At 62.3% G+C, this 25116-nt stretch carries 25 protein-coding genes; 15 read left to right on the top strand and 10 right to left on the bottom strand.

Annotated elements, in window-relative coordinates:
* Positions 1-13: 13 nt before the first annotated feature.
* Complete coding sequence (locus tag ACSQ3Z_RS18855) at positions 14-808, bottom strand: fumarylacetoacetate hydrolase family protein (protein WP_436172816.1); 795 nt, start codon at positions 806-808, stop codon at positions 14-16.
* Between the two features lie 361 nt (positions 809-1169).
* Here ACSQ3Z_RS18855 and ACSQ3Z_RS18850 point away from each other — a divergent pair, with 361 nt between their 5' ends.
* Together ACSQ3Z_RS18850 and ACSQ3Z_RS18845 are read left to right on the top strand one after the other, a co-directional pair.
* Positions 1170-2270, top strand: a complete 1101-nt coding sequence (locus ACSQ3Z_RS18850; RefSeq protein WP_436173940.1) for an alcohol dehydrogenase catalytic domain-containing protein — start codon at positions 1170-1172, stop codon at positions 2268-2270.
* A gap of 61 nt (positions 2271-2331) precedes the next feature.
* A complete protein-coding gene (locus tag ACSQ3Z_RS18845; RefSeq protein ID WP_436172815.1) occupies positions 2332-2874 on the top strand; it encodes a cupin domain-containing protein in 543 nt (180 codons plus the stop codon).
* 130 nt (positions 2875-3004) lie between these two features.
* Here ACSQ3Z_RS18845 and ACSQ3Z_RS18840 read toward each other — a convergent pair whose 3' ends face one another.
* Positions 3005-3940: a LysR family transcriptional regulator gene (locus tag ACSQ3Z_RS18840; RefSeq protein ID WP_436172814.1), complete on the bottom strand. Its 936-nt coding sequence runs from the start codon at positions 3938-3940 to the stop codon at positions 3005-3007.
* 96 nt (positions 3941-4036) lie between these two features.
* Between ACSQ3Z_RS18840 and ACSQ3Z_RS18835 the strand changes: the two genes are divergently transcribed.
* The 12 genes from ACSQ3Z_RS18835 (at position 4037) to ACSQ3Z_RS18780 (ending at position 15851) form a co-directional block, all read left to right on the top strand.
* Positions 4037-5218, top strand: coding sequence for a cytochrome P450 (locus tag ACSQ3Z_RS18835; RefSeq protein WP_436172813.1), 1182 nt, complete (start codon positions 4037-4039; stop codon positions 5216-5218).
* A gap of 11 nt (positions 5219-5229) precedes the next feature.
* The gene (locus tag ACSQ3Z_RS18830; protein WP_436172812.1) at positions 5230-5547 is read left to right on the top strand and encodes a 2Fe-2S iron-sulfur cluster-binding protein; all 318 of its coding nucleotides are present in this window, start codon (positions 5230-5232) and stop codon (positions 5545-5547) included.
* Positions 5548-5562: 15 nt separating this feature from the next.
* Positions 5563-6822, top strand: coding sequence for an NAD(P)/FAD-dependent oxidoreductase (locus tag ACSQ3Z_RS18825; RefSeq protein WP_436172811.1), 1260 nt, complete (start codon positions 5563-5565; stop codon positions 6820-6822).
* Positions 6823-7188: 366 nt separating this feature from the next.
* Complete coding sequence (locus ACSQ3Z_RS18820) at positions 7189-8397, top strand: amino acid ABC transporter substrate-binding protein (protein WP_436172810.1); 1209 nt, start codon at positions 7189-7191, stop codon at positions 8395-8397.
* Between the two features lie 59 nt (positions 8398-8456).
* Positions 8457-9323, top strand: a complete 867-nt coding sequence (locus ACSQ3Z_RS18815; protein WP_436172809.1) for a branched-chain amino acid ABC transporter permease — start codon at positions 8457-8459, stop codon at positions 9321-9323.
* A complete protein-coding gene (locus tag ACSQ3Z_RS18810; RefSeq protein ID WP_436173939.1) occupies positions 9323-10291 on the top strand; it encodes a branched-chain amino acid ABC transporter permease in 969 nt (322 codons plus the stop codon). Before ACSQ3Z_RS18815 ends, ACSQ3Z_RS18810 begins: the two co-directional genes overlap by 1 nt.
* On the top strand, positions 10288-11022 hold the full coding sequence (locus tag ACSQ3Z_RS18805; RefSeq protein WP_436172808.1) for an ABC transporter ATP-binding protein: 735 nt from the start codon (positions 10288-10290) through the stop codon (positions 11020-11022). The genes ACSQ3Z_RS18810 and ACSQ3Z_RS18805 overlap by 4 nt, the downstream gene beginning before the upstream one ends.
* Entirely contained in the window at positions 11015-11743 is a 729-nt protein-coding gene (locus ACSQ3Z_RS18800) for an ABC transporter ATP-binding protein (protein ID WP_436172807.1), read from the top strand. Before ACSQ3Z_RS18805 ends, ACSQ3Z_RS18800 begins: the two co-directional genes overlap by 8 nt.
* Positions 11744-11792: 49 nt before the next feature.
* Positions 11793-12791 (top strand): SRPBCC family protein, encoded by a 999-nt coding sequence (locus tag ACSQ3Z_RS18795; protein ID WP_436172806.1) that lies wholly within the window; start codon positions 11793-11795, stop codon positions 12789-12791.
* Positions 12792-12866: 75 nt separating this feature from the next.
* Positions 12867-13994 (top strand): S-(hydroxymethyl)glutathione dehydrogenase/class III alcohol dehydrogenase, encoded by a 1128-nt coding sequence (locus ACSQ3Z_RS18790; RefSeq protein ID WP_436172805.1) that lies wholly within the window; start codon positions 12867-12869, stop codon positions 13992-13994.
* A 158-nt stretch (positions 13995-14152) separates the two neighbouring features.
* Entirely contained in the window at positions 14153-15007 is an 855-nt protein-coding gene (fghA, locus tag ACSQ3Z_RS18785) for an S-formylglutathione hydrolase (protein ID WP_436172804.1), read from the top strand.
* Positions 15008-15116: 109 nt separating this feature from the next.
* Positions 15117-15851 carry an FCD domain-containing protein gene (locus tag ACSQ3Z_RS18780; protein ID WP_436172803.1) on the top strand — a complete coding sequence of 245 codons (735 nt, stop codon included), beginning with the start codon at positions 15117-15119 and terminating at the stop codon, positions 15849-15851.
* A 107-nt stretch (positions 15852-15958) separates the two neighbouring features.
* Here the strand turns inward: ACSQ3Z_RS18780 and ACSQ3Z_RS18775 are convergent, their stop codons facing one another.
* Positions 15959-16498, bottom strand: a complete 540-nt coding sequence (locus ACSQ3Z_RS18775; protein WP_436172802.1) for a YceI family protein — start codon at positions 16496-16498, stop codon at positions 15959-15961.
* 95 nt (positions 16499-16593) lie between these two features.
* A complete protein-coding gene (locus ACSQ3Z_RS18770; RefSeq protein WP_436172801.1) occupies positions 16594-17457 on the bottom strand; it encodes a hypothetical protein in 864 nt (287 codons plus the stop codon).
* A 263-nt stretch (positions 17458-17720) separates the two neighbouring features.
* Between ACSQ3Z_RS18770 and ACSQ3Z_RS18765 the strand changes: the two genes are divergently transcribed.
* Positions 17721-18647, top strand: a complete 927-nt coding sequence (locus ACSQ3Z_RS18765; RefSeq protein ID WP_436172800.1) for an ABC transporter substrate-binding protein — start codon at positions 17721-17723, stop codon at positions 18645-18647.
* A 248-nt stretch (positions 18648-18895) separates the two neighbouring features.
* Here ACSQ3Z_RS18765 and ACSQ3Z_RS18760 read toward each other — a convergent pair whose 3' ends face one another.
* The 6 genes from ACSQ3Z_RS18760 to ACSQ3Z_RS18735 all read right to left on the bottom strand — a co-directional run bounded on the left by ACSQ3Z_RS18760 (position 18896) and on the right by ACSQ3Z_RS18735 (position 25096).
* Positions 18896-19345, bottom strand: coding sequence for a hypothetical protein (locus ACSQ3Z_RS18760; RefSeq protein ID WP_436172799.1), 450 nt, complete (start codon positions 19343-19345; stop codon positions 18896-18898).
* Positions 19342-20280 (bottom strand): hypothetical protein, encoded by a 939-nt coding sequence (locus tag ACSQ3Z_RS18755; RefSeq protein ID WP_436172798.1) that lies wholly within the window; start codon positions 20278-20280, stop codon positions 19342-19344. The genes ACSQ3Z_RS18760 and ACSQ3Z_RS18755 overlap by 4 nt, the downstream gene beginning before the upstream one ends.
* Before the next feature lie 986 nt (positions 20281-21266).
* On the bottom strand, positions 21267-21920 hold the full coding sequence (locus ACSQ3Z_RS18750; protein WP_436172797.1) for a hypothetical protein: 654 nt from the start codon (positions 21918-21920) through the stop codon (positions 21267-21269).
* Between the two features lie 32 nt (positions 21921-21952).
* Complete coding sequence (locus ACSQ3Z_RS18745) at positions 21953-23134, bottom strand: hypothetical protein (protein ID WP_436172796.1); 1182 nt, start codon at positions 23132-23134, stop codon at positions 21953-21955.
* Between the two features lie 79 nt (positions 23135-23213).
* On the bottom strand, positions 23214-23936 hold the full coding sequence (locus ACSQ3Z_RS18740; protein ID WP_436172795.1) for a TfuA-like protein: 723 nt from the start codon (positions 23934-23936) through the stop codon (positions 23214-23216).
* Between the two features lie 5 nt (positions 23937-23941).
* Complete coding sequence (locus ACSQ3Z_RS18735) at positions 23942-25096, bottom strand: YcaO-like family protein (protein WP_436172794.1); 1155 nt, start codon at positions 25094-25096, stop codon at positions 23942-23944.
* Positions 25097-25116: the final 20 nt, after the last annotated feature.

Genomic DNA, 25116 nt, shown 5'->3' with positions numbered 1-25116 from the left:
TTATTACGAAATATTAGAACTCGAAGCTGTCTGCGACCACCGTGTTGCGCAGGGTTCCAATGCCCTGGATTTCGATCTCGACCTCATCGCCGGGGAAAAGGAACTCCGGCGGGCTGCGGCTGGCGCCGAAGCCCGATGGGGTGCCGGTAACGATGACGTCGCCAGGGTCAAGCGGAGCAAAGGTCGAGATGTAGGAGATCAGCCAGGGGATATCGAAGATCATGCGGTCGATCGCGATCGACTGCCTGGTCGCGCCATTGACCCGGCTCTCCAGACGGAGACGTGCCGGATCCGGAATCTCGCGCGCACAGACCATCCAGGGGCCGAACGCGCCGCTGTGGTAAAAGTTCTTTCCGGCCGTAAACTGGCTCGAGTGTCTCTGCCAGTCGCGTACGCTCCCCTCGTTGAAGCATGCATAGCCGGCGACGTACGCCATCGCTTCGGCGCGCGCGATCTTGTGTGCGCGGCGGCCGATGACCACCGCCAACTCACCCTCGAAATCCAGCTTGTCGGAAACCGCAGGCTTCAGGATCGCGCCTCCATGGCCGGTCTGTGCTTGCGCGTGGCGCATGAACAGCAGCGGGAACTGCGGCGCCGGCTTGTCATCCTCGTGGAAGTTGGTGGCGACGCAGAAGATCTTGCCTGGGTTGGGAATTGGCGGCAGCAGGCTGACTTCAGCCAGCGGCAAGGCTTCGAGATCGCGTTCATCGGGCGTGAGGTCGGGAAACCGGCTATCGAGATAGGCTTTGAGATCCGGCGGCGCGCCGGGAACGGAATCCAGCCGCAGGATGATTTCACCGTCAACCATTCCGTAGCCGGCACCGTTGCGTTCAGCGAAAGAAGCGAATTTCAAAGGCTCACCCATTTACGACGTACCCTGAAAGCAGGTACTCCCGACTCGGAGTAAACCGGATTTTCGAAAATAGGCAAGTCATCGTAGGAAGGGGCAAAGCGACCGATCTCAAGCCGAAATTGGGCCTGATCACTGCTTGGGCGCGGTGCCGAGCCTCGGTCATCATCACAAAGTTACGAAAAATGATTGATATTTCGAAAAAACTATGCGACCACCGATCTGGCCTCGGGAGGAGGCCCATGTGTGCGCCGAAAAGCACGGCCTGCACTGGTTTGAGCGAACGGGAGGTATCGACGTGACAGCAATTCCGCAGACGATGAAGGTCGCGCGCATGCACGAGATCGGCGGCCAGCTGAGGATCGAGGAAGTGCCGGTCCCGAAGCTTGGGTCGATGGACGTGCTTGTTCGCGTCAGATCGTGCGGCATCGTGCCGAACCTCGCCAACATCCTGGCGATGTGGCCGACCTGGTTTCCCCACATGCCGCAGCCGCCGCTGCCCGCGATCTTTGGACTCGACCCGGCCGGCGAAATCGCGGCAGTCGGCAGTCAGGTCCACGCTTTGAAGCCCGGGGATCGCGTCTACGTTAATCCGGGGCGCTCCTGCGGCAGCTGCCGTCATTGCCGGCGCGGCGACACGATCTCTTGCCGCCACTACGCCTTCCAGGGCTATTTCGGCTTCAGCCATGAAGCGCTTCAGACATTCGAGGACTACCCGGTCGGCGGCATTTCTGAGTACATGGCCGCGCCGGCATCGGCGATCGTGGCGCTCCCCGACAACATGACCTTCGATCAGGCGGCGCGGCTCGGCTACATGGGCACCGGCTATTCCGCTCTGAAGAAGGCGCAGGTCGGCCCCGGCGACACGATCCTTGTCAATGGCATTTCCGGCACGCTCGGCATATCGATCGCGGTGTTCGGCCCGTCGTTCGGGGTCAAGAAGATTCTCGGCACCGGTCGCGACAGGAAGCTGCTGAAGGAGATCGAAGCGCTGGCGCCCGGTATTATCGAGACGCATTCGCTGGACGACGGATCGCCCGACGAATGGGCCCGTTCCAGGACGGCGCATGGCGAGGGGGTCGACGCCTTCATCGACTGCAACGGTCCCGGCACGCCGCACGAGCCTTTCCTGGCGGGCCTCAGGGCGCTGCGCCGCGGCGGTATCGCCGTCGACATCGGCGCCGTGATGGGCGCGGTTCCCATCGACGTGCACATGATGATGGACCGCAACCAGCGTCTCATCGGTTCGGCATGGCTGACGACATCCGAAGGCCAGGAAATGGCTGACCTCGTCGGGATCGGCAAGGTCAGCTTCGACCTCCTGGAAACCCAGGCGACGCCCATGAGCAAGGTCAATGAGGCCATTTCGGGCATTGCCCAGCGCCATGGCGGGTTCTCGAATTTTGTGATCCATCCGTAATTGCATACGCATGGGTATGCTGATACCGAATGGTATCCATGTTATCTGGGAGGATCAAGACATGAACATTCGCCGCGTCGTCACCGGAAAGAACGTCGCAGGAAAATCGGTATTCATCAGCGTCGGCTCCTCGCCGCGCGAGATGGCGCTGCAGCACACGCCCGGTTTCGTTTCGTCCCCGCAGTGGAAGATCGACGGGACGCCGGATCTGGCCAAACGGGACGGTGCCGACCCTATGGCGAGCGAGAGCACGATGCTCGCTTCGGTCGGCGGTTCGGTGTTCTGGATGATCACCTTTCCGCCGGACAGCGTGATGATGTCGCCCGACTGGAAGCCCGAATTGGCGGGTCCGGAGCACCTGAAGGCCGCGCCCGGCATCGCCGAGCGCTTCGAGATGGACAATCCCGGCATGCACCAGACGCCGACGGTCGACTATGTGACCGTCGTCAAGGGCCGGCTTGTCCTCGAACTCGACGACGGCAAGGCCGTCGAGTTGAAGCAGGGCGATACGGTCGTGCAGCAGGGCGCGCGCCATGCCTGGCGCAATCCCTTCGCCGAGCCGGTGACGGTCTCGGTCGTCATGCTCGGCGCGACCACGGTCTAGGCGGCGGCACTCCCAGGCGGATCGTCTATCCGGCGCAGTCTGTCCCGGCACAAAGCGCGTCCCACACCTGTGCTCCGCTTGCGCGGCACGGCTTCGTCTGCCCCAGATTTACTGTCCGCCCGGCAGGCGGTCATCCGGTCTTGTGCGAATCCCCGTCGCCAAGATTCTTCTCGGCGACCTCGGCCAGGATCTGGCGGGCCCAGCGATGCAGGCCGGAATGGTGCGTGCGTTCGGTCCAGTACATGTCGACCTGAATGAAGACATCCATAGGGAAGGGACGCAAAGCGAGCCTGTCCGAAAGGCGACGCGCCAGTCGATACGGAATCGTTGCCACCAGCTCCGAGCCCGGAATCAGCCGCTCCAATATGTCGTGGCTCGACACGGTGACTTCCGGCTGGAGTTCGATGCCTGTCGCGCGCAACGCGGCGAAATAGAGAGCCTCCCAACGCCCATTGTGCGTGACCGCGACATGCCGCGTGGCGCAGTAGCGGTCGAGCGTCGGCGTTCCCCGCGCCAGCGGGTGCGCCGGGTCCATGACGCAGGCGTAGTGATCGGTGAACAGTTTCCTGCGGTAGTAGATGTCGCCGAGGATTGCGACCGGTCCCAGCACGATGTCACACGTGTTCTGCTTTAGCTGCTGCTTGCCGTCGACGGCGGATTCGAAGACGTGGATCGTCGCTTTCGGCGCCTCCGTTTGCGCCCGGCGTACGAAATCGGGGATGACGAACATGCGCTCATGGTGGTTGCAGGAGACCGTCACGCTTCCTTCGGCCGTGGCCGGGTGAAAACCTGAAGGCGATGACAGCGCCGCCATCTGTTCGAGGATGCCGCGCGCATGCTGGGCGAGTTCCTCGCCCTTGTCGGTTGCCACGATCGCGTTGCCCTGGCGGACGAACAGCGGATCATTGAAAGCCTTTCGCAGTCTCTTGATGGCGTAGCTTATGGTGGACTGGTTGACGCCGAGAAGCTGGGAGGCGTCGGAAAACGACGCGCGGTCCTGCACGGCGACAAGCGTCTGCAGCGCGGCGAGGTCGATACTGGCAAGGTCGTCGGACAGCACGGACATTTTCCTCCATGCAAATTTTCGATGACCCCTATTTAACCCATCGCATTGCTGAATACACGTCGATTTCGTACCTCGTCTCCCGACAGGGAGGAAATCATGAGCGAAGCCGTGAAAGTGGTCGACGACGTTGCGTTCGAAGACCTGCTTGCCAATCCGTATCCGGTCTTCAAGCGCGTCCGTGACCTTGGGCCAGTCGTCAAGGTCGAGGCGGCCAACATCATGATGGTCACGCGCTTCGACGACATCATGGCCATCGAACGCGACCCCGAGACGTTTTCCTCCATCAATCCGCAGTCGCTGCTGAACACGGTGATCGGGCCGAATTTGATGCGCAAGGACGGCGATGACCATGCCCGCGAAAGAGCGGCGATGGATCCGAGCCTGCGGCCTGGCGTCGTCAAGCGGTGCTGGGCCGACCCCATGCGGGCCATTTGCGACGACGTTATTTCGCAGATCGAGCACAAGGGCGAGGCGGAACTCTTCGAGGACCTCGCCGCGCCGATCGCGGCGCGCGCGCTGGCCGACATATTGGGTTTCGACGGCGTCGACTGGCGCACGATGGCGCTGTGGTCGCAGTCGCTGATCGACGGTTCCGGCAACTACTCGCACGACCCTGAGATCGCGCGCAAGGCGAAGGAAGCAGCCAGCGGCGTCGAGAGCGCCGTCGACAGGATGCTTCCCCATCATCGGGACAATCCAAATCCTTCGATGCTGTCTTCGATGCTCCAGGCCGATCCTCCGCAGACGGTCGAGCAGATCTACGCCAACATCAAGGTTGCGATCGGGGGCGGGCTGAACGAGACCCGCGACTCGATCCTTACGCTGATCCTGGGCCTGCTGCAGAATCCGGACCAGCTCGCGCGCATTCGCGCCGAGCCTTCGCTCTGGGGGCAGGCCTTCGAGGAAGCGGTGCGCTGGATTTCGCCGATCGGCATGTATCCGCGCCGCTTGACCCGCGACACGGAGATCTCGGGCACGCTTGTCCGCAAGGGCGAGCAGGTGGGTCTGTGCGTCGGCGCCGCCAATCACGACGACCGCCGTTTCAGCGATCCGGAAAAGTTCGATGTCTTCCGGGAGAAGAAGTCCCACCTGGCGTTCGGCGCCGGATCGCATTTCTGCGCCGGCACCTGGGTGTCGCGCGCGCTGGTGAGCCAGATCGCCGTGCCAACGGTGTTCGAGCGGCTGCGCAATCTGAGGCTCAAGGATCCGGACCGCGTCCGCATCCGCGGCTGGGTGTTTCGTGGCCCCACGCACATGCCCGTCATCTGGGACGTTTGAGGGAGAGTTTCATGCCGACGATCAGGTTCCTCCTCGCAGAAGGCGCCGAGCTCGCCGTCGAGGCCCAGAACGGCCGCACCTTGATGGAAACCGCCCTTGAAAACAGCGTTCCGGGCATCATCGCCGAATGCAACGGATCGGCGGCCTGCGCCACATGCCATGTCGTGCTTCCCGAGGACATCATGTCGGCGCTCGGACCCATCAGCGAGCATGAAAACGACATGCTGGACTTCGCCGAAGCGCCGCGCGAATCCGGTAGCCGGCTGAGCTGCCAGATCAGGGTCAGCGACGTGCTGGACAACGTTTCCGTCCGCGTTCCGGCCGCCTAGCGGTTGCGGCTGGCCATGTTCCCCGACACCGATCATCCCGCCGCCGCCATACCTGGCAACGAAAGCAGCATTGTGATCGTCGGCGCTGGACAGGCCGGCCTGTCCACGGCCGAAAAGCTGCGGGCGAACGGCTTCGCAGGATCGCTCACCTTGATCGGAGATGAGGCCGATGCTCCCTACCAGCGTCCTCCGCTGTCGAAGGCCTATCTTCTCGGCGAGCTCGAGCGCGACCGGCTGAAGCTGAAAGCGGAGGACTGGTACGCAAAGAACCGGATCGCGTTGCGATTGGGAACGCGCGTCGCATCCATCGACCGCGCCCGGCGGCGCGTCTGTCTCGCCGATGGCGGCATGCTTGCCTACGACCGTCTCGTGCTCGCAACCGGATCGACCGCTCGAAAGCTTCCGCAGGCGATCTCGCGCGACCTCGCGGGCATCTTCACGATTCGCACGCTCGCCGACATAGATGCGTTGCGGCCGGCGCTCGAAAGGCGCGGCAAGCTCCTCGTCATCGGCGGTGGGTACATCGGCCTCGAGATCGCCGCCGTCGCGCGTGGGCTCGGCTTGGCGGTGGATGTGGTGGAAGCCGCCGATCGGCTGCTCGCACGGGTGGCCTCGGCGGAGACGGCGAGGGCTGTCGAAGACCTTCACCGCTCCAGGGGCGTGACGTTTCATCTCGGCAAGGCGGTGAACGAGTTGTTGGGCACTGACCAGGTGGCAGGCGCAAAGCTCGACGATGGCACGATCATCGCCGCCGACGTCGTCGTGGCGGGAATCGGAGGCATGCCGCAGACGGCGCTGGCGGCTGAAGCGGACCTTGCCGTCGACAACGGCATCGCCGTTGACGCTTACGGACGCACGGGCGACCCGTTCATCTGGGCTGCCGGCGACTGCGCCAACTTCTCCTTGCCGGGCGGAGGGCTGCGGATGGAGAGCGTCGGCAACGCGATCGACAGCGCCGACCTGGTCGCCCGCAACATCATGGGCGCGCGCCAGCCCTACAAGCCAAAGCCGTGGTTCTGGTCGGATCAGTTCGATCTCAAGCTGCAGATCGCCGGCCTGTCCAGGCCGGGCGATATGGTGGTTGTCAGGCACGGGGCGGGCCCAGGACGGTCGCACTGGTACTACCGCGAGGGGCAGTTCGTCGCCGTCGATGGGCTGAACGCGCCGCGCGATTATCTGATCGGAAAGCGCCTCCTTGCCGCGTCGACCAGCCCCGACCCCGCTCAGGTAGCGGATCCGGTGCTGGCGCTCGAGGCTTTGGCGAGCTCGAAATGAGGCCGGCCCGGCAAGCCCCGCGTTTCCGCATCGCCTGACGGACAAAGCAGGGAAGCAGAGCACACCGGCAGACTTTTGGTATTGACATCCTATATCGTATCTGAATACTATATGGTATCTTGATGATGTGAGGCGGAAGCGGTCTTGGACGGGCGCAACGGTCGTGCTCCGGCCAAGTCGCCTCGGGTCGGGCGAGGAATATCGTCACTCGCAAAAAATAACGAAAATATTCGATATTACGAAATTAGATGGATCATCGGAGGAAAATGGCCTAAGCAATTTCGCTAGGAGGATCGGGCGATGACCTCGTTATCGCGAGCCGCGAGGCGAGGGAGCGCCCACTGCAACCAGAACTGGGAGGAATCGATGTTGCGACGCAGTTTCAACGTACTCATGCTTTCGGCGGCCTTGGTGGTCGGCATGTTCGGCGCCGCCTTGGCGCAGGACCCGGTCAGGATCGGCGTCAGCGCATCCAAGACCGGGCCGCTCGCGGGCGGTGCGTCAGGCGTGCTTTGGCCGAACATCAAGCTGTGGGTCGAGAAAGTGAACAAGGCCGGCGGCCTCAAGGTCGGCGATCAGATGCGGCCGATCGAGATCGTCGAGTATGACGACAAGTCGTCGCCGGAAGAGGCGGTCAAGAACATTCAGCGTCTTGCCACCCAGGACCAGGTCGACCTGATCATCCCGCCATATTCGACAGGCCTCAATCTCGCAACCGCCCCGCTGATCGCGAAATATGGCTACCCGCAGATCGTCTCCACCGGCAATGCCAACGATCTCGACCAATTCGTCAAGCGCTGGCCGAACACGTTCTGGCTGCTCGGTCCGGCGCAGGGCATCGCCGACGGTATCGTCGGCACGCTCAAGGATCTGCGCGACGCCGGCAAGATCGGCAACCGCGTCGCGGTGGTCAACGTCTCCGATGCCTTCGGCCTCGAGATGATCAAGACCGGCAAGCCCGCGCTCAAGCAGGCCGGTTTCGATATCGTCTACGAAAGCTCCTATCCGCTCGGCAACCAGGACGTCGCTCCCGTGATAGCAAGCGCCAAGGCGGCGAATGCCGACGCCTTCGTCGCCTACTCCTACCCGCCGGACAGCTTCGCTCTCACCGAGCAGGCGCAATTGCAGAAGTTCGACGTCAAGGCATTCTTCGTCAGCGTCGGCGGCAATCTCGACGCTTACGGAAAGCGCTTTGGTGCCGCTGCCAACGGGGTCTTGATCATGGGCGGCGTCAATGCGAGCGACCCCGTCTTCCAGGCCTATCGAAAGGAGCACCTCGAGGTGACGGGTCAGGAAGCCGATTGGTGGGCGAGCCCGGTGGCCTATGCCAGCCTGGAGATCCTGCAGCAGGCCGTCGAGCACGTCGGCAGCCTGGACAAGGAAGCGCTCAACAAGGAAATCCAGTCGGGCACCTTCAAGACCGTCATCGGCGAAGTCCACTTCGACAACAACATCAACAACAACAACTGGACGGTGGGCCAGTGGAGCGACGGCGTCGTTCATGGCGTCAGGGCGACCGGCAACCTGCAGGGCGCGCAGCAGCCTGTGATCAAGCCCGCCTGGCCCAGCAACTGATCCGATCCTCCAGGGCCGCGGCGTCCTCGTGGCGCCGGGCCCTCACTGCGAGAGTACCAATGCTCATCCTGCTGACAGGCCTGCTCCTTGGGGGCACCTATACGCTCATCGCGCTCGGGCTCACGCTCCAGTACGGCGTGGCGCGCATCATGAACCTCGCCAACGGCGAGACGCTCGTCGCCGCATGCTTCGTCACCTTCTGGCTGTATACGGGCTACGGGATCAATCCGCTTCTGGGCCTGCTGGTGATCGGCCCCGGCGCCTTTGTCATCAACTGGCTGATCTATGCCTGGCTGATGCAGCCTCTGGTGAAGCGGGCCAAGAACCGCGGCATGCTCGAGGTCGATTCAATCCTGGCGACTTTTGGACTGCTGTTCCTGTTCCAGGGGCTGATGCTGCAGGCCTTCGGCGGATCCTATTTCAACTATGAATTCCTCGCCCAGCCATTCTCGATCATGGGTGACTCGTTCGGCCTCAACCGCGTCGTGGCTTTTGTCGCCGCGGCCGTCATCGCCGCGGCTCTCTACGTCTTTCTCTACCACACCGACCGCGGCACGGCGGTTCGCGCCGTCGCCGTCGATCCGCGCGCCGCACGGCTCGTGGCGATCGATGTGCGCAGGACGGCGGCCTTCGCCTTTGCGCTCGGAGGAGCGATCACCGCCTGCGCCGGCACGCTGCTGTCGACCTTCTACACGTTCAACACGTCGATGGGCGTGCTGTTCACCATGAAGGCGCTGATCATCGTGATCATGGGCGGTGTCGGCGACATTCGTGGCGCGGTTCTTGCCGCCCTCGTCCTTGGCCTGACCGAGACGCTCGTCGCCAGCCTGCTGGATCCGGGGCTGACGCTGGCGGCCAACTACGCCCTTTTCATCCTCGTTCTGCTGCTCCGGCCGCAGGGCATCTTTGGAAAGCGGCCGGCGTGATGAACATCCCGCGCAATGAACTTCTGGCTCTTGGCGCCGGCCTGGCCAGCGCGGCTGTGCTGGCCTTTCTTCCCTTGGTCACCGAGGGGTTCTGGTTGTCGCTCAGCGTCAACATCATGCTCTATGCGGCCATATGCACGGCCTGGGCGCTCTTTTCCGGGCCGACGCACCTGGTCTCGCTCGCAAGCGCCGCCTTCTTCGGGGTCGGAACCTATTCGGTCGCGATCTTCGTCGACGTCCTGCCTTTCCCCGCCCTTGTCCTCATCGCGGTCGCTGCCGGTGCCTTGCTGGCCATACTGGTCGGATTGGCGACGCTCAGGCTGTCGGGCGTCTATTTCGTGATCTTCACCCTCGGCCTTGCCGAGCTCATGGGCCAGATCGTGACCTGGGTGCAGACCAATTTCGGCGGCACGATCGGGCTCTACGTCTTCACCGATCTCACCGAGGCGCATCTCTATTGGATGCTGCTTGCGCTGACGGTGATCGTGTTCGTGACCGGATGGCTCATCAACAGGTCCCGGCTCGGCCTGGCCTTGCGCATCATCGGCAATGACGAGGCCGTGGCGCGCCATGTCGGTGTCGACACCGCCCGTGCCAGGATCATCCTGTTCGCGGTCTCGGGAGCCTTCATTGCCGTGGCCGGCGCGATCATGGCGCCCCGTTATTCCTACATCACGCCGGACGCGGCGTTCAATCCGATGACGTCCTTCTTCGTGGTCATCATGGCACTGCTTGGCGGCACGCGCCGCCTGTGGGGTCCCCTGGTCGGCGTTGTGCCGTTCACCCTGGTGATGGACTTCATCTCGGGCCACTTCCCGAACCAGACCGCAGTGATCGTCGGCATAGCCTTCCTGGCGATCGTCTATGTGCTTCCCGACGGCGTCACGGGACAGCTGGAAAGCCTGTTCCGTCGCCGCCGCCCAACCGACAAAAGCTTGCTGACGACGACCGTCGAGGAGGGCAGATGAGCGTTCCTCTCCTGACCATCAATCGGGTGCGCAAGGCCTTCGGCGGCCTCGTCGCCGTGAATGACGTGAGCTTCGACGTCGCCAAGGGCGAACTGCTGGGACTGATCGGCCCGAACGGTTCGGGCAAGACCACGATGCTCAACCTGATATCAGGGGCGCTGTCGCCCACGTCGGGCGGTATCTTGCTGTCCGGTCAGCCCATCGCCGGGCTGCCGCCCCACAAGATCGCCCGGATCGGGGTCGCCCGGACCTTCCAGTTGGTACGCGTTCTGCCGTCGATGAGCGCGCTGGAGAACGTCGTCGCCGGCGCCGTCTTCGGGCACAACAGGCTCTGGGGTGACGAAGCGCTGGCGCTGGCCCGCGATCTGCTGGAGCGGGTCGGCTTGAAGGGTCGCGAGGAGGTTCCAGTCGCGGCGATGACCTACATCGACCAGAAGCGGATCGAGCTCGCCCGTGCCCTGGCGGGCAACCCTCATGTCCTGCTGCTCGACGAGTGGCTCGCCGGCCTCAACCCCAGCGAGCTCAGGATCGGCATGGAGCTCATCCGCGAGATCAGCGCGCAGGGCCGGACGATCATCATGGTCGAGCATGTGATGGATGCCATCCGCTCGCTTTGCCAACGCTGCGTGGTCATGAATTCCGGTACGAAGATCGCCGACGGCATCTCGGCCAACGTCCTGGCCGATCCGGAGGTTGTCCGCGCCTATCTGGGGGACGACGACGATGCTTGAGGTTTCCAATCTCGGCGTCCGCTACGGACGCCACGTCGCGCTCGAAGGCGTTTCCGCACGCGTTTCCAAAGGCGAGATATGCGTCATCCTGGGTGCCAACGGCGCCGGAAAGTCCAGCTTCCTCGGCGCTGTCGCCGGGCTCGTCGGGACGGAGGCCGGCACCAGGATCGTCATGAACGGCAAGGATGTCACGAAACTCGACGCCCATCTGATGGTGGAGGAGGGGATCGCGCTCGTCCCGGAGGGCCGAGGTATCTTTGGCGAACTCACCGTGGTGGAGAACCTGCGGCTTGGAAGCCATGCCAGGCGCGCGAAGGCCGATGCGGGCAAGAGGCTTGATTTCGTCTACGGCCTGTTCCCCCGGCTTGCCGAACGCCCTCGCCAACTGGCGCAGACCATGTCCGGCGGCGAACAGCAGATGGTCGCGATCGGCAGGGCGCTAATGTCCAAGCCGGACATCCTGATGCTGGACGAGCCCTCCCTCGGTCTGTCGCCGCTGCTGTCCAAGGAGCTGTTCAAGTCACTGGCCATCATCGCCGCCGAAGGTTTCGGCATCCTGCTCGTCGAGCAGAACGCGCGTCTGAGCCTCAAGACCGCCGATCGCGGTTACCTGATCGAGACGGGAAGGATCGTCGGAGAGGACACGGCGCCAAACCTGCTCAAAGATCCAAAGGTCATGAGCGCCTACCTCGGCGACGCTGCCGCGGCGCCCGCGCACTAGCGCGCCGCCGCACGCCAACACAATCATGGTCCATGAATGAGGATGCCCCATGCGCTTGCTTGAAACCGAGATCGTCATCGACGCACCGCCACAGACCGTGTGGGCTGTGCTGGACGACATCGAGCGCTATGCTGAATGGAATCCGGCCTTGCCGGCGCTACGCGGACGCACGACGGTCGGACAGCGGGTCGTCGGGACGCTGCGCCAGCCCAACGTACCCGAGCGCGAGGTCACGCCGACCATCACCCGTATCGTGGGGGCGCGGGAACTGCGCTGGGTGAGTCAGGCGCCCGGTGGCGTGTTCAGCGCGGAGCATATCTTCATCCTGGAGCCGACCGGGAGCGGCGGCACGCGGGTGCGCCACAACGAGATCTTCGATGGCCCGATGGCCGACGAACGCTGGCCGAGCATCGATACCAACCTGCGCACGGCCTATCACGACTTGAACTGCGCGCTGAAGGCGCGGGCCGAGGCGCTGCGCGGCGAGACCGCCGTGCTGCACCCGGCTGTCGGGCGAGCGTTTTCGGCTTCGCCGGTCGGAGCATTCACCGCGCGCTGCAGATGTGCCAGCGAGCCGGTGGAGATCGCGGTGGACCAGGCGGTGGCGCACAACCATCTGTGCGGCTGTTCGAAATGCTGGAAGCCTGCCGGTGCCGTCTTTGCGCAGATTGCCGTCGTGCCGGCCGGCAGCATCTCCGTTGCGGCACAGGGCGACAAGCTCGAGGCCGTGGACGCCACCCAGAAGATCGAGCGACACCGCTGCAGGTCTTGCGGGACGCATATGGTTGGCAAGGTGTCCGATCCGGATCACCATTTTTACGGCCTCGAATTCTTGCATCCCGAACTGGCGACGGACGAACACCAGCCGAAGATCGAATTCGCGGCCTTCGTGTCTTCGCTCGTGGAGACCGGTATGCCGGCGACCTGCATGGCCAGCGTGCGCGGCGTGCTGGCGCAGGCGGGGGTTCCAACCTATGACGCATTCTCGCCGGAGCTGATGGACATCATCGCCTGGCACAAGGTGAAGCTCGCGAAAGCGGTCGGCTAGCGGCGGTCCGTGCCCGAGCCGTTAAGAACCGCTTGTCGACGGCAGGCCTATGCGAACAAAAATTGGAGCAAACGCATGAAAACGCGCGCCGCTGTCGCTGTCGCCGCCGGAAAGCCGCTGGAGATCATGGAGGTCGACCTCGAAGGCCCGCGCGATGGCGAGGTGCTGGTCGAGATCAAGGCGACCGGCATCTGCCACACCGATGAGTTCACGCTGTCCGGCGCCGACCCGGAAGGCCTGTTTCCGGCAATTCTTGGCCATGAAGGTGCCGGTGTCGTCGTCGATGTCGGCAAGGGCGTCACCTCGCTCAAGAAGGGCGACCACGTCATTCCTCTCTATACGCCCGAATGCCGCCAGTGCCCGTCCTGCCTGTCGCGCAAGACCAATCTGTGCACCGCCATCCGCGCCACGCAGGGGCAAGGGCTGATGCCCGATGGCTCGTCGCGCTTCTCGATCGGCAAGGACAAGATCTTTCACTATATGGGCTGCTCGACCTTCTCGAACTTCACCGTGCTGCCCGAGATCGCGCTGGCCAAGGTCAATCCCGACGCCCCCTTCGACAAGATCTGCTACATCGGCTGCGGCGTCACCACCGGCATCGGGGCTGTGATCAACACCGCCAAGGTCGAGCAGGGCGCCACCGCCGTCGTCTTCGGTCTCGGCGGCATCGGCCTGAATGTCATCCAGGGCCTAAAACTTGCCGGCGCCGACATGATCATCGGCGTCGATCTGAACAACGACAAGAAGCCCTGGGGCGAGAAATTCGGCATGACGCATTTCGTCAATCCGAAGGAGATCGACGGCGACGTCGTTCCTCATCTCGTCAACATGACCAAGCGCGGTGCCGACCAGATCGGCGGTGCCGACTACACCTTCGACTGCACCGGCAGCACCAAGGTGATGCGCCAGGCGCTGGAAGCCTCGCATCGCGGCTGGGGCAAGTCGGTCGTCATCGGTGTTGCCGGCGCCGGCCAGGAGATCTCGACCAGGCCGTTCCAGCTGGTCACCGGGCGCACCTGGATGGGCACCGCCTTCGGCGGTGCGCGCGGCCGCACCGATGTGCCCAAGATCGTCGACTGGTACATGGACGGCAAGATCCAGATCGATCCGATGATCACCCACACGCTGAAGCTCGAAGACATCAACAAGGGCTTTGACCTCATGCATGCTGGTGAAAGCATTCGCAGCGTCGTGGTTTACTGACCGTCTCGCGCGATACGCCCGCGTTGAAGGTCCTGTGTTCTCAAAATGCTGGTGTCGCCCCGACATCGGGCAATCTGATCCACCAGGGTTGCCGTGGCCGCAGCCGATGCAGTAGATGGCTATCATTTTGGCGCTTGGAATTGGTGGAGAAGGACGACATGCCGGAACCCATGAAGACCATCTCCCAGGCAAAATCCCATGGCGGGGTGCAGGGCGTTTATTCGCACCTGTCGATAAGCTGCTCCTGCGACATGACGTTCGCCGTTTTCGTGCCTCCACAGGCCCGGGAAACGCCTTGCCCGGTGGTGTGGTATTTGTCGGGACTGACCTGCACGCATCAAAATGTCATGGACAAAGGCGAATACAGGCGCATGGCCGCCGAACTGGGGCTGATCGTCGTCTGTCCGGACACCAGTCCGCGCGGCGCCGACATTCCAGACGAGAAGGACAATTGGCAGTTTGGCTGCGGCGCCGGCTTTTATCTCGATGCGACGCAGGAGCCTTATGCGAAGAACTACCGGATGTATTCCTATATCGCCGAGGAACTGCCGGCGTTGATCGCTGCGAATTTTCCGGCAGACATGTCGCGCCAGGCCATCACGGGCCATTCGATGGGCGGACACGGCGCACTGACCATCGCCTTGAAAAACCCGGAGCGGTTCAGGAGTTGCTCGGCCTTCGCACCGATCGTGCAGCCAAGCACAGCCGGCTGGTCAAGGCCGGCTTTCGAGAAATATCTTGGGGCGGATGAGGCCTCGTGGCGAGCCTACGACGTGACCTCGCTTATTGAAGATGGGCGCCGCTTCCCGGAACTTCTCGTCGACCAGGGGACATCGGACGGGTTCCTGAATGACGGGCTAAGGCCCTGGCTCCTGGAGGCGGCCTGCGCCAAGGCCGGCATTCCGCTGAAACTGCGCATGCAGGATGGATACGACCATTCGTATTTCTTCATTTCGACCTTCATGGACGACCATCTGCGCTGGAATGCCGAGAGGCTGTTGCTAAACGGCTGAGACCCAACACGCCCGCCTTGGCCGGTATCCCGCCACTTCGATGCGACAGGTTTGATTATTTCGAAAATCCGCAGTAATCTCCGCGATAATTCAATGCGGAGTCGTATGCATGGGTAACACCTTCAAGCCCGCCGGAGAGACACGCGCCGGGGATGTGTTGGCGCGCATGCGGAGCGACATCATCAGCTGTGCCTTGAAGCCGGGAACCAAGCTGCGCTTCGAGACGCTGCGGGAGTTGTATGAAGTCAGCTTTTCCACTCTGCGCGAGGCCCTGTCGCGGCTGGTGGCCGAAGGCCTGGTTGTGGCGGAGGGGCAGCGCGGATTCCTGGTCGCGCCGGTCTCGCTCTTCGATCTCAACGATCTGACGGATGTCCGTGTGCTCGTCGAAAGGCAATGCATCAAGCTGGCGATCGATCGTGGCGACGATCGCTGGGAGGCGGACATCATGGCTGCGTTCCATCGGATGGATCGCCTGCAAAGCCGGCTTGGTGCGAACTACTATCTCTCGGACGAATGGGCAACGTTGCACAGTGCGTTCCACCTGTCGCTGGTCGCTGCATGCGGCTCGCCCAATCTGCTCGAGATCCGGCAGAAGCTCTTTGAGCGCGCCCACCGCTACCGCAGGATGTCCTCGCAGTTTCGCCCGCAATGGCGCGCAAAGGACGTCGAGCACAAGATGATCATGGACAGGGTCATCGCCCGCGACACGGCCACGGCGCAGGATCTGGTCGACCGGCATATCCGCGAGACGACCGAGAACGTCATTGCCCATGCAAGCCACCTTTTCGCGCAAGGTGGGTCGGGCGATCCTTTCAAGCGTTCGGATCCCGTGGCCGCAGAGTAGGCCGCAGCAAGTTTCACCTGGCGCAATCCGATAGGATCGGCGTCTTGCCATCGCGCGCAAGCAGAGTGTCCGGCAGGCTTGTCGCCTGCCGGGAAAGTCACTGCGGATTACGAGTGGGCACGTCCTTCAACCTGGATCACGAGGCTCACCTCGTCGCCGATCATTCCAAGCGCGGCCTTCATGCCGAAGTCGCTGCGTTTGATCGAAGTACGCGCACTGAAGCCGACGACGTGGCTCTTGTCCCACGGGTTCTCCCCTTCCTTGTTGAAGGTGACGTCCAGCGTGACGGGCTTCGTGACCCCTGCGATCGTGAGATCACCCATGATCGTGCCGGATTTGGCGTCGATCGCCTTGAATTCCCGCCCGACAAAGGTGATCTGCGGGAACTCGGTTGCATTGAACCAGTCGGCGCCCTGAATGTCGCTGTCGCGCTGGCTGTTGTTGGTCGAGATGCCGGCAACTTTCACCGCAACGTCGAGGCTGCTGTTTGCTGGCTGGGCGGCGTCGAACGCGAACGTGCCCGAGAACTCCTTGGCCGTTCCGATCACCTGCGAGAAGCCGAGATGGTCGATGAAGAAAGCGATGCCCGAATGCACGGGATCGATTTCGAAAGTCCCGGCCGCGGCCTTTTCGGCGGCCAGCGGCAACCAGGCGATCGTGGTGGCAAGCAAGGTGGTGCGCAGTAGTTTCGACATAAGTGTAACTTCCTCCCTGTGATGATTTCCGACAGTCCTCTCCCGGATCATACCGGGAAGCTCGAGCCGTACCGCGCGATCACAATCGCCAGGGATGCGCCGACTGGCAGCAGGCACATCCCGACAAATGCGGCGAGGCGGACGGTTTTGTTCGTGGCGCGGATCCGGCGCAAAACCGGATCGACGACAACAAGCGCGACAAAGACCAATGACAGCACGGCCAGCGCCAGCATGTCGGTCTTGTGCGTGATCAGCGTGACAGTCTGCGCGACCGCTATCATGCCTCCTGCTCCCCCCAGGAGGGATGCGGAGCGGAATCCGAAATCCGGATTTGAGATATTGGCGACGACGATGGCCGCTATGGCGGCTGCAAAAAGCAGGCTGAGCTGGAAGCTCGAGGACGACGCTCCCAATAGGGCGATCGGCGCGAATCCGGCGCATGCGATGCCGAGCAGGGCGGCGCGCCTTGTGCCGGATTCGTCCTCGGCATGGCCTGTCCCACCGGAAAGGCCATGCATCACCAGCAGGCCCCATAACGCGGCCACCGCCACTTCCGGGAGCGCATCGGGCAGCCGAGCCGCTCCTATATACGCGGCGGACGCGATCGGTTGGGCAAGGACAAGTGCGCGACCCAGCCTGCCACGGCCGGCGGCCTCGGCCAGGACACCGAGCGCCGTTCCAATCACGGCGATGAAGAAGATCTTGTTGACCGCACCTACTGGCGGGAAAGACGGCACCTTGTTGTAGGCCAGCCAGTAAGCGACAAGGAAGGAAGCGGGCACCAGGAGGTCCGTCCAGAGCCTCCCGGCGCGAAGCCAGCGCAGCAGCCCAGCAGCCACAAGCGCCAGCAAACCAGCCGTAACCATGCCCAGGATCATCGCTTCCTGTGGCGATCGCGCCAGGCCGCCCATGTCAGCTGTTCCGCAGCGCTTCGATCTGTCGACTGCGGATATCGGCGACACTCTTGGTGGGGCGCATGTTTCCTCCTTCGGCTCGATGTTGCATCAGCCGACTCCCTCGTTCGGATGTTGACATACCGTATGTTTTTTAGATACTAGGAAGTATCTCAAATTGTTATGCGTCTGTCAATATGCACGGCGTCACGGCCGTAGAACCGCATCTCGCCAGACAGAGGCCGGTGCCTGCGCCGGAAGTTTCAAGGGAGGATATCGCCATGACTGACCAGGAACCTGCCGGCCTCGCCGATCTTCGGCTCGCTGGCGGCGCGCAGGGGTTCAACTGGCTTCCTGTCTTCGTCGCCGACGAACAGGGCCTTTTCGCAAAGCACGGCGTGCGGATCGTCTACAAGCGCATGGGCAGCGTCGAAAAGGCGACCACGGCCGTTCTCGAGGGTGAAGCGGACCTGGCGATTACGCCGCCGGAGGGCGCCGTCGCCGACTTCGTCAGGGGAGGAGAGCTGCGTATCGTGGCAGCCAACGCCGTGCGCCTGCCGATGTCGATCGTGGCGCGCCCGGGCATCGGCTCGCTTGCCGAACTGAGGGGCAAGAAGGTCGGCACCTCCTCGCTGACGGAGGGCACTGCGATCTACACGCAGATCATGCTGGCCGCGGCAGGGCTGCACTATCCCGGCGACTACGAGTTTGCCCTGGCCGGCATTCACACCAAGCGGTGGGAGGCGCTGCAGGCGGGCGAAATCGACTGCGCTCCGCAGCCCGCGCCGTGGAACTTCCTCGCACAGGACAGGGGCTACAACCTGCTCGGGGAAGTCAGTGCCACGATCCCCGAGATCGTCTTCACCGCCGTCATCGGCAAGGCTTCCTGGCTCGGCGCGAACCGCGATCTCGTGACCCGGTTCCTCAAGGCGCTGATCGAAGCGCATGCGGTCACCAATGATGCGGCCAACCATGGCATCATCCTGCCGATCTTCCAGCGCATCACCACGCCCGACAGTGAATCCCTGGCGCGGCGGGGGTTGGAATACATGCGCGGCATGGGCATGTGGCCGGACGGCCTTGCCGTACCAGACAAGGCGCTCAGGACGACGATCGATCTGATGGTCAGGGCGAACCTGCTCGACACGTCGAAGCGCGATGCTGCCGAAGGCGTCTTCGACAGGCGCTATTTGGAGGACGCCGTGTGATCGGCGGCGGCCGGTGAAAGCCTCGATCCATGCGCGACCAGCCGCGAGGCGACGGCCGCGCGGTGCCCCGGTGGTTCCTGCTGCGAAGTATCAGAAACACTTTCTCATCCGGTTCCGCGGTCCCCTCTGAGCACAGCCGTCTCGTCTGCGGCCTCGATATCGAGGCCGCATTCCAAGATGGTCCGGCCATGTCTTGGCAAACGGCGGGCGGCGGTTCGATCCGAGCCGTGCCGGCATCGGTTAGCGCATCAGTGCTTGCTGGTCTTGATGACCTTGTCGAAGTAGGGTGCCGGCGCGACCTTTGCCCTGATCTCGCGGACCTGATGCTTCTCCACCGTGTTGCGGCGCGACTCCGGCTCGCCCCAAACAAGTGTGACTTCACTTCCCGATTGCGCATGCTCGAGGTCGACCAGCCCCAGCGAAATGAAGCGGTTGGCGTTTGCCGTGAAAGACGGCCAGGTCGAGATGCCTGCCACCTTGCCCTGCTTCATGACGGCATCGACCTGGAATGTCGCGTACATGGGCATCGGCATGTTGAGGAACTTGGCAGGGGTCCCGTTGGCCGGGAAGATGGAGTCCTGCATCACGGCGGCCGCATCCTCGTCGTTCCACTCGAGCGTCACCTTCGTGCGGCGCTGGTTGTTCGCCTTCTCAAGCAAGGCGTCGCGGCCGATGAAGTCGCGACCAAAGTCGATCACGTTGCTGTGTAGCCGAGCTCGATCGGATCGACGTAGTAGTCCGTAATGTCGTCCGACACGAAACTGCCGCCGAGCGAGGCGACCGACTCCAGGAAGTAGTTGCTCAGCCACTCGCGGTAGGGCTTCATGTCGTCGCCGTGATAGATGGCCGGCAGCGGCATCGGCACCCAGCCGGACTCCTGTGCGGTGGTCGAGTAAGCGAGCGCGCCGATCTTGCGCAAGCCGTACTTCTCCCCAGTCTTCTCCAGCGCCTCGCGCACCGCCTGCTGGTCGTCCCAGGCTCCGTAGATCTCGAAGCCGGGTTCGCCGGCCATGCCGTGCCGCAGGGCCCGGACGGGTTTCCCCGCGATCTTGAACTCACCGATGTTGAAGAACTTGATCTCCGGCAGGCTGCCGCCCGTCACGTCGCGCATCAGCACGAGGGCGTTCGGCCCCTGGATCTGGACACGGAACACCTCGCGGGTGCCAGAGCGGATCGAAAAATTGTCGTCCTTTTTCGCCTCGACGTCGTAGTTGCTCATTTCGGCGTTGTAAAGCACCCAGTCGCTTGCGAAGGGAGCGCCGACGATGCGGAAGAAGTCGTCAGCTTCCCGGAAAATGATGGCGTCGGCGATGTAGTATCCGTCATGGCCGGCCAGCACGAGCTGTTTGGCGCGCAGGACCGGGAACGGGTCGAACTTGTTGACCGCGATCTCCGAGAGGAAGGGGATGACCTGCGATCCGCGCAGGTGCAGTTCGGTCATGTGGTAGGACTGCTCGAGCAGCGCGCAGCCATCCTTCCACGCGCGCACTTCGTCGCGCCAGTTCGTGAACTCCGGCGGAATGACGGGAAAGCGGTAAGGGCCGAGGTTTGAGCCGCGCAGCAGGTTTACCGGTCCTCCCGCCGTTTTCAGGATGCTCTCAAGGCTCTTCGGTGCCTCATTCGTCGTTGCCATATTGGTCTCCTCCATTTGTCTCTGTCATGTCACCTGGCTGCCCCGAACGCTGGCGTGGGCTTCAGCATGTTCGCCTCAGAACAATGCAGCGCCCCCCCTCTGCGCGGGCATCTTCCAGCGCAACCATCCGCCGCGGCGCCGGCATGGCGCTCGCTTCGCGCGGTGAGAGGCCGTGCGGAAAGCCAAGATATCCTCCCAAACGAGCGTCGACTAAGCTGCTGGGTCCGGTCGTGGGGTGCGGGGACAGGATCCAGAACTTGGAAACCCACTAAGATGCTACAAGGTATCCAAAAACCAAGAAGAATGTCAATGCGGTTCGCTTGCCGAATGTTGGCCGCGCCGCGGGCCTCGATCCCGTCCACATAGGGGTTCGGCTGGCTGAAGAATGGCGCCCGATTGATTTTCCGGAAGTCTTGAACTGGACCAACGAAAAACAGTGCCATTCCTTGTGAGGCCAAGTCGGGATGCTTCAAAAACTTGCCGACATAGAGCCTGTCTGTCGACCTGTCGTCCTTCATCCAGATGAGCGCTTGGGTCATTGAATCAACCCCGAAGCGCCGCAGTCAGAGCGACAGCTGTACCCGGCTCGATCTGAGCGTATCGTCTCCGGCCGACCAGCCTAACCAAGCGCGGAACCATACAGAACGATGCGGGAAAATTTCTGATTCTGGCCCACGAAAAGGCAATAAAATCAAAAGGAAATGCGACGTCCTCCGGGCCCACCAACTTGTTAAAAATCAGTGGCTTATGCTTAATTCTTTGAGTTTGAATTGAGCGTTATCGGATAAGTCAGCGAGTTCTGAAGGAAATGATTTTGGGCCTCTTCGTCAATTTTCTCCGTCTCGTTGATGGCACCTGTCACACGTAGCTCAGGCCTCACGGTGTCGAAAGACCTTTCAGCGATGCGTGCGGTGATCGGCGGCAACGACGTGCCAATGGGCGGGTTTTTGGGAATCCCTCACGATTCCGTCACATCACAGAATGCTCTAGTCGTTCAGCTTTCCGCCACGGTGTCCCATCGTCATCTTGGATGCGTACATCGTCGGTGAGCGCTTGCCTGGAAGGTTCGCCTCGAGGACGATCTGCTCGACGAACCCCTGGTTCATTTCGAATTCGACGCATTGGTTGAGCTTGTCCACGATCCAGACCGCGTAGCCCTCTAGCTGCTTCTCGTCATATCCGGAGTCATCGTCGGGAATCCTTGGTTCCGGAGCTGCTGGTATCAGCATGATCTTGGGTTTTGGCAAATCATACGTGTGCCCTTCATATGCGTAACCGAATATCACCCCGGAGGTGAATTCCGTCTTGGGCTCTGATGGCATGACATCGATTGCGCCGATCATGACCATGTAGTTGGCTATTATCGAATTGACAAAAACGTATGAACTATTGGTTGCATTGTTATCAAATATATTTTTCAGAAATGTCATCGTGTCATCGATTGCAGGGGGATCAATTCCGATTCTCGCGCCAACAAGAGCAAATTGATTATTTATGATCGCAGTATTTATCTCTGCTATATCATTTGTTGTTTTCAATCGCGGCAAGCCCGGTATTCCATACAAGCGTACTTGCGTGGCATTGAATGCACTGTGGGGATCGCGCGTAGTGTAGGTTGGCCTGTGATAATCGTCGCTCATTTTCCTCGCTCCTTTTTGTTACGTCGTTCAGCTCACAAGATCTCCCGCCAGCTGAAGTTCTCATCGAATTTTTCCGCGAGCATCGGCGCGACCCTGTCGCTGACGTCCACCACCATCACCGCGGCCTTTTCGAACGACAGGTCATCCGCATCGAGGCGTGGCCACGCCTGCGCAAGGGCGAGAGCCACCTCGTCCCTTGCTCTGATCAGCATGCTCTTGAACATGAAGGGCCGAGCGCGAAAGGCGCGGGACGTGAAATCCGAGATGCGCTGCATGTCGGACTGGTCGACATCCTTGATATCGATCCCCAGCAGCCGCTCGTCGGCCAACCCCTCGTGCACCAGTGCCGCGTGGTAGACGTCGACGATCGTGTCGAACACAGCCCCCGTGAACGGCCGTGACCTGTCATGGATTTCCGCCGTCACCTCCGACATGCGGCGTGCGTTGCTGGCGAGGCGGATCTGCCGATCGCCAGTCAGCTCGGCAATCCGGTTCAATTCATTGAGAACAAGCAGGTTGCCATCGCAGTGCCGCAGCAGCCGGTCCATGCCGCTGTCGAAATTCAGGAAGGACAAGAGCGAGACTAGATCCGAGCTGGCCTCGTGGAACGGTCCGAAATCGCCTTGGGTCAGGCCGCCGGCTGGTGTCCCGAACAGCGAAAACAAGATGGCGTGGCCGACCTCATGTGCGATCACATCGAAGTTGAGTGCATAGGGATAGTCGCGTCCGTCGATGCCGCGCTCGCGGCCGAGTTCCAGATAGCCATAGCCCGATTGCGCATTCTCCCAGTCGACGAAGGGGATGATTTCGAGCCGCTCGTACGTCTCGGCGAAGTACCAGACAATCGGTTTGCCGAGGTAGCTTTCCCAGATGTCCAGCACGCGGCTGACCGAGGCGAAAGCGTGCGCAGAAAGGAACTGCCGCGAGGTCAGGGAAAGCTGATCGAAATGGCCGTCAAAGCCAGCCTCTGCAGGCGGAAAGATTTCGCCGATAAACGGTGGCAGATAAGGGTAGTCGTAAGGCTCCTTGTCGAGGAGCGGATCGCGAACGTAGATGCGGTGATCTTCTGGGCCGGAGCGGATCAGATCGGGTGGAGTAGAAATCCATACTGTTTCGGGTGTTCCGTAACCCGAAAGGTGAGGGACCTGCGGGTAGACCAGGAACCGCGTTCCCAGCAACGCATCTTGCGCAACGACACGATCGACCGCGTCCAATTGCTTGGCTCCCTCTCACGCTACCACGCTATCACGGCGCTTACGTTGCGTAAACCGTGAGCCGCCAAGAGGTCAGGGCCTACAGCGCCAGCCCCGCATCATCCATATCCTTGGAGAAGGCCGAGGTTAGCTGCAATTCCGGCATGGGCTGCGCTTTTTCAAATGCTCGCTCCCGCAGAAGTTCGAGTGCCCGCAGGGCATCTTGCTTTTTTTGCTGGACGAAAGCCGCGCCGAGCTCCCTGCACAATTTCTCGACGTCGTCCTTGCCGTCGTGCGCATCCCGGACCATGCGTGCCAGGGTGCGCTCGCGAAAGTTGACGGCCTGTGCCGCACCCTCGAGCCTCGCCTGCTGTTCGGGTGAAATCACGCCGCGCCGGCAAGCAGCGCGAAGGGTCCGGCGCAGGTCAATCAGCGCATGCGTCAAGGGAGCGAAATTCACCTCGGCCGGTCCATGCAATACCGCTACTGCGTCGTCGGGTGCAAAGGCGAAGCGGCGATACCATCGGTAGATAAGCCCGACGCCTTGCATATGGGGGAACAGCTCGGCTGCTCGAAGGGCACCCATGCTGGCCGCGCCGACGACATGAATGCCGTGGCTGAGGGCCCACAGGATTTCCTTGTGCCGAACCGCGGGCTCGGCCTGAAAACCGCCGTCGATGATGAGGATCGCACTCGGGTTGAAACGCTGCACGGCCGAAACGATCGAGCCTTGCACGGCCGGGGGAAGGCAGACCGCATCGACGACTTTCAACGCGTCGGCATGGGACAGGGTAGGGCCGGTGAAGACTAGTTTCGGGCGCATGGTCTCTATCCCTGCAAGAGCGGCTGCAAGGCAGGGATGACGATCCTGACAACCGACAGGGTGTCGAGCGGTTTCGTTATCACCCGGACCAGGTGAACCGCATCGAACCCTCTCTCTTCGAGAATTGCCAGGAGGACCGACAGCCGGTCCGACGCCGTGTTGAACTTCTGCTCGGCGAGCGCACGGAAATCCACGCTGCGCGGGCCGTCGCGGAGGAGCCGGCGATGCGCTGCGATCATCTGCCGATCGGGGTATTTCGGATAGAACGCGCGCGTCAGGTCATCGCGCGCGCCCGAGATCGCCGCCAGACGGGCCTGGGCCGCTTCGTAGATGGCGTGCGCCGCCGCGCCGGCGGGACTGAAACCGGCAGCCGAACCATCAGCCGGATGATCCAGAAGGACCGTTTCCGTCGGTTCGTCTTCCAGCAGATGGCACCACACCACGGGTATGCCCAACGGCGACAGAGCTTGCCAAAGGCCGACCAGCACGTTTTTGGCCGCCAAAGTCTCCAGGAGATCGCGGAGCGACGGATCATCGATCGTCTCGGGATCGATGCGTTGACGGTGAAAAAAACCGTGGGTCCGGTATGCCGTGGCGATCGCGTCGCGTTCGATGCATTCGAGCATGCCATGAACGATCGCATCCGGCTCCTCGAAGCCTGCGGCCAGACCGCTCGTCGATGCCGCGAAAATGCCGTCGTGGGGCAGTGACGGCAGCACATATGCGGTGTGCACGAGCTCGAACGGGACCAGGTCGCGTCTGCCGGTGAGAAGATTGTCGGTGGCTACCCACGCCGTCTCCCTGCCGCGCCATCCGGGCGCGGTGCCGTCCTGGAGATGGCTTTCGAAACGATCGGGCGGGATGCCCAATTGATCGGCGCAGCCGACGACTGTGTCGAAATTCGCCACCTGCTCTGCAAAGAAGCTCTCAGCCGATTCCAGCATGGCCGATATGGCGGCTTGCGCCAGGGTGGCGCCCTTGCCTTGCGCGACCGCGTTGGAGAGCGAGAAAGGCCTTGTCACCTGCACGACGGGGATGCCGAGCTGGTCGAGCCCGGTAATGTCTGCGATCCGCGTGATGCCCAAGGCTTCGCGCATCTTCATCAGCCGCGCCAGCGCCTCGTCGGGCGGCGGACCCAGGCGTTCATATCGCTCCAGCATCGCGGATGCTCTTGCAGGGC

It is taken from the genome of Mesorhizobium sp. LjNodule214, from assembly GCF_964252735.1.
Taxonomy (GTDB): domain Bacteria; phylum Pseudomonadota; class Alphaproteobacteria; order Rhizobiales; family Rhizobiaceae; genus Mesorhizobium.
This window is presented reverse-complemented; position numbering and strand designations above follow the sequence as displayed.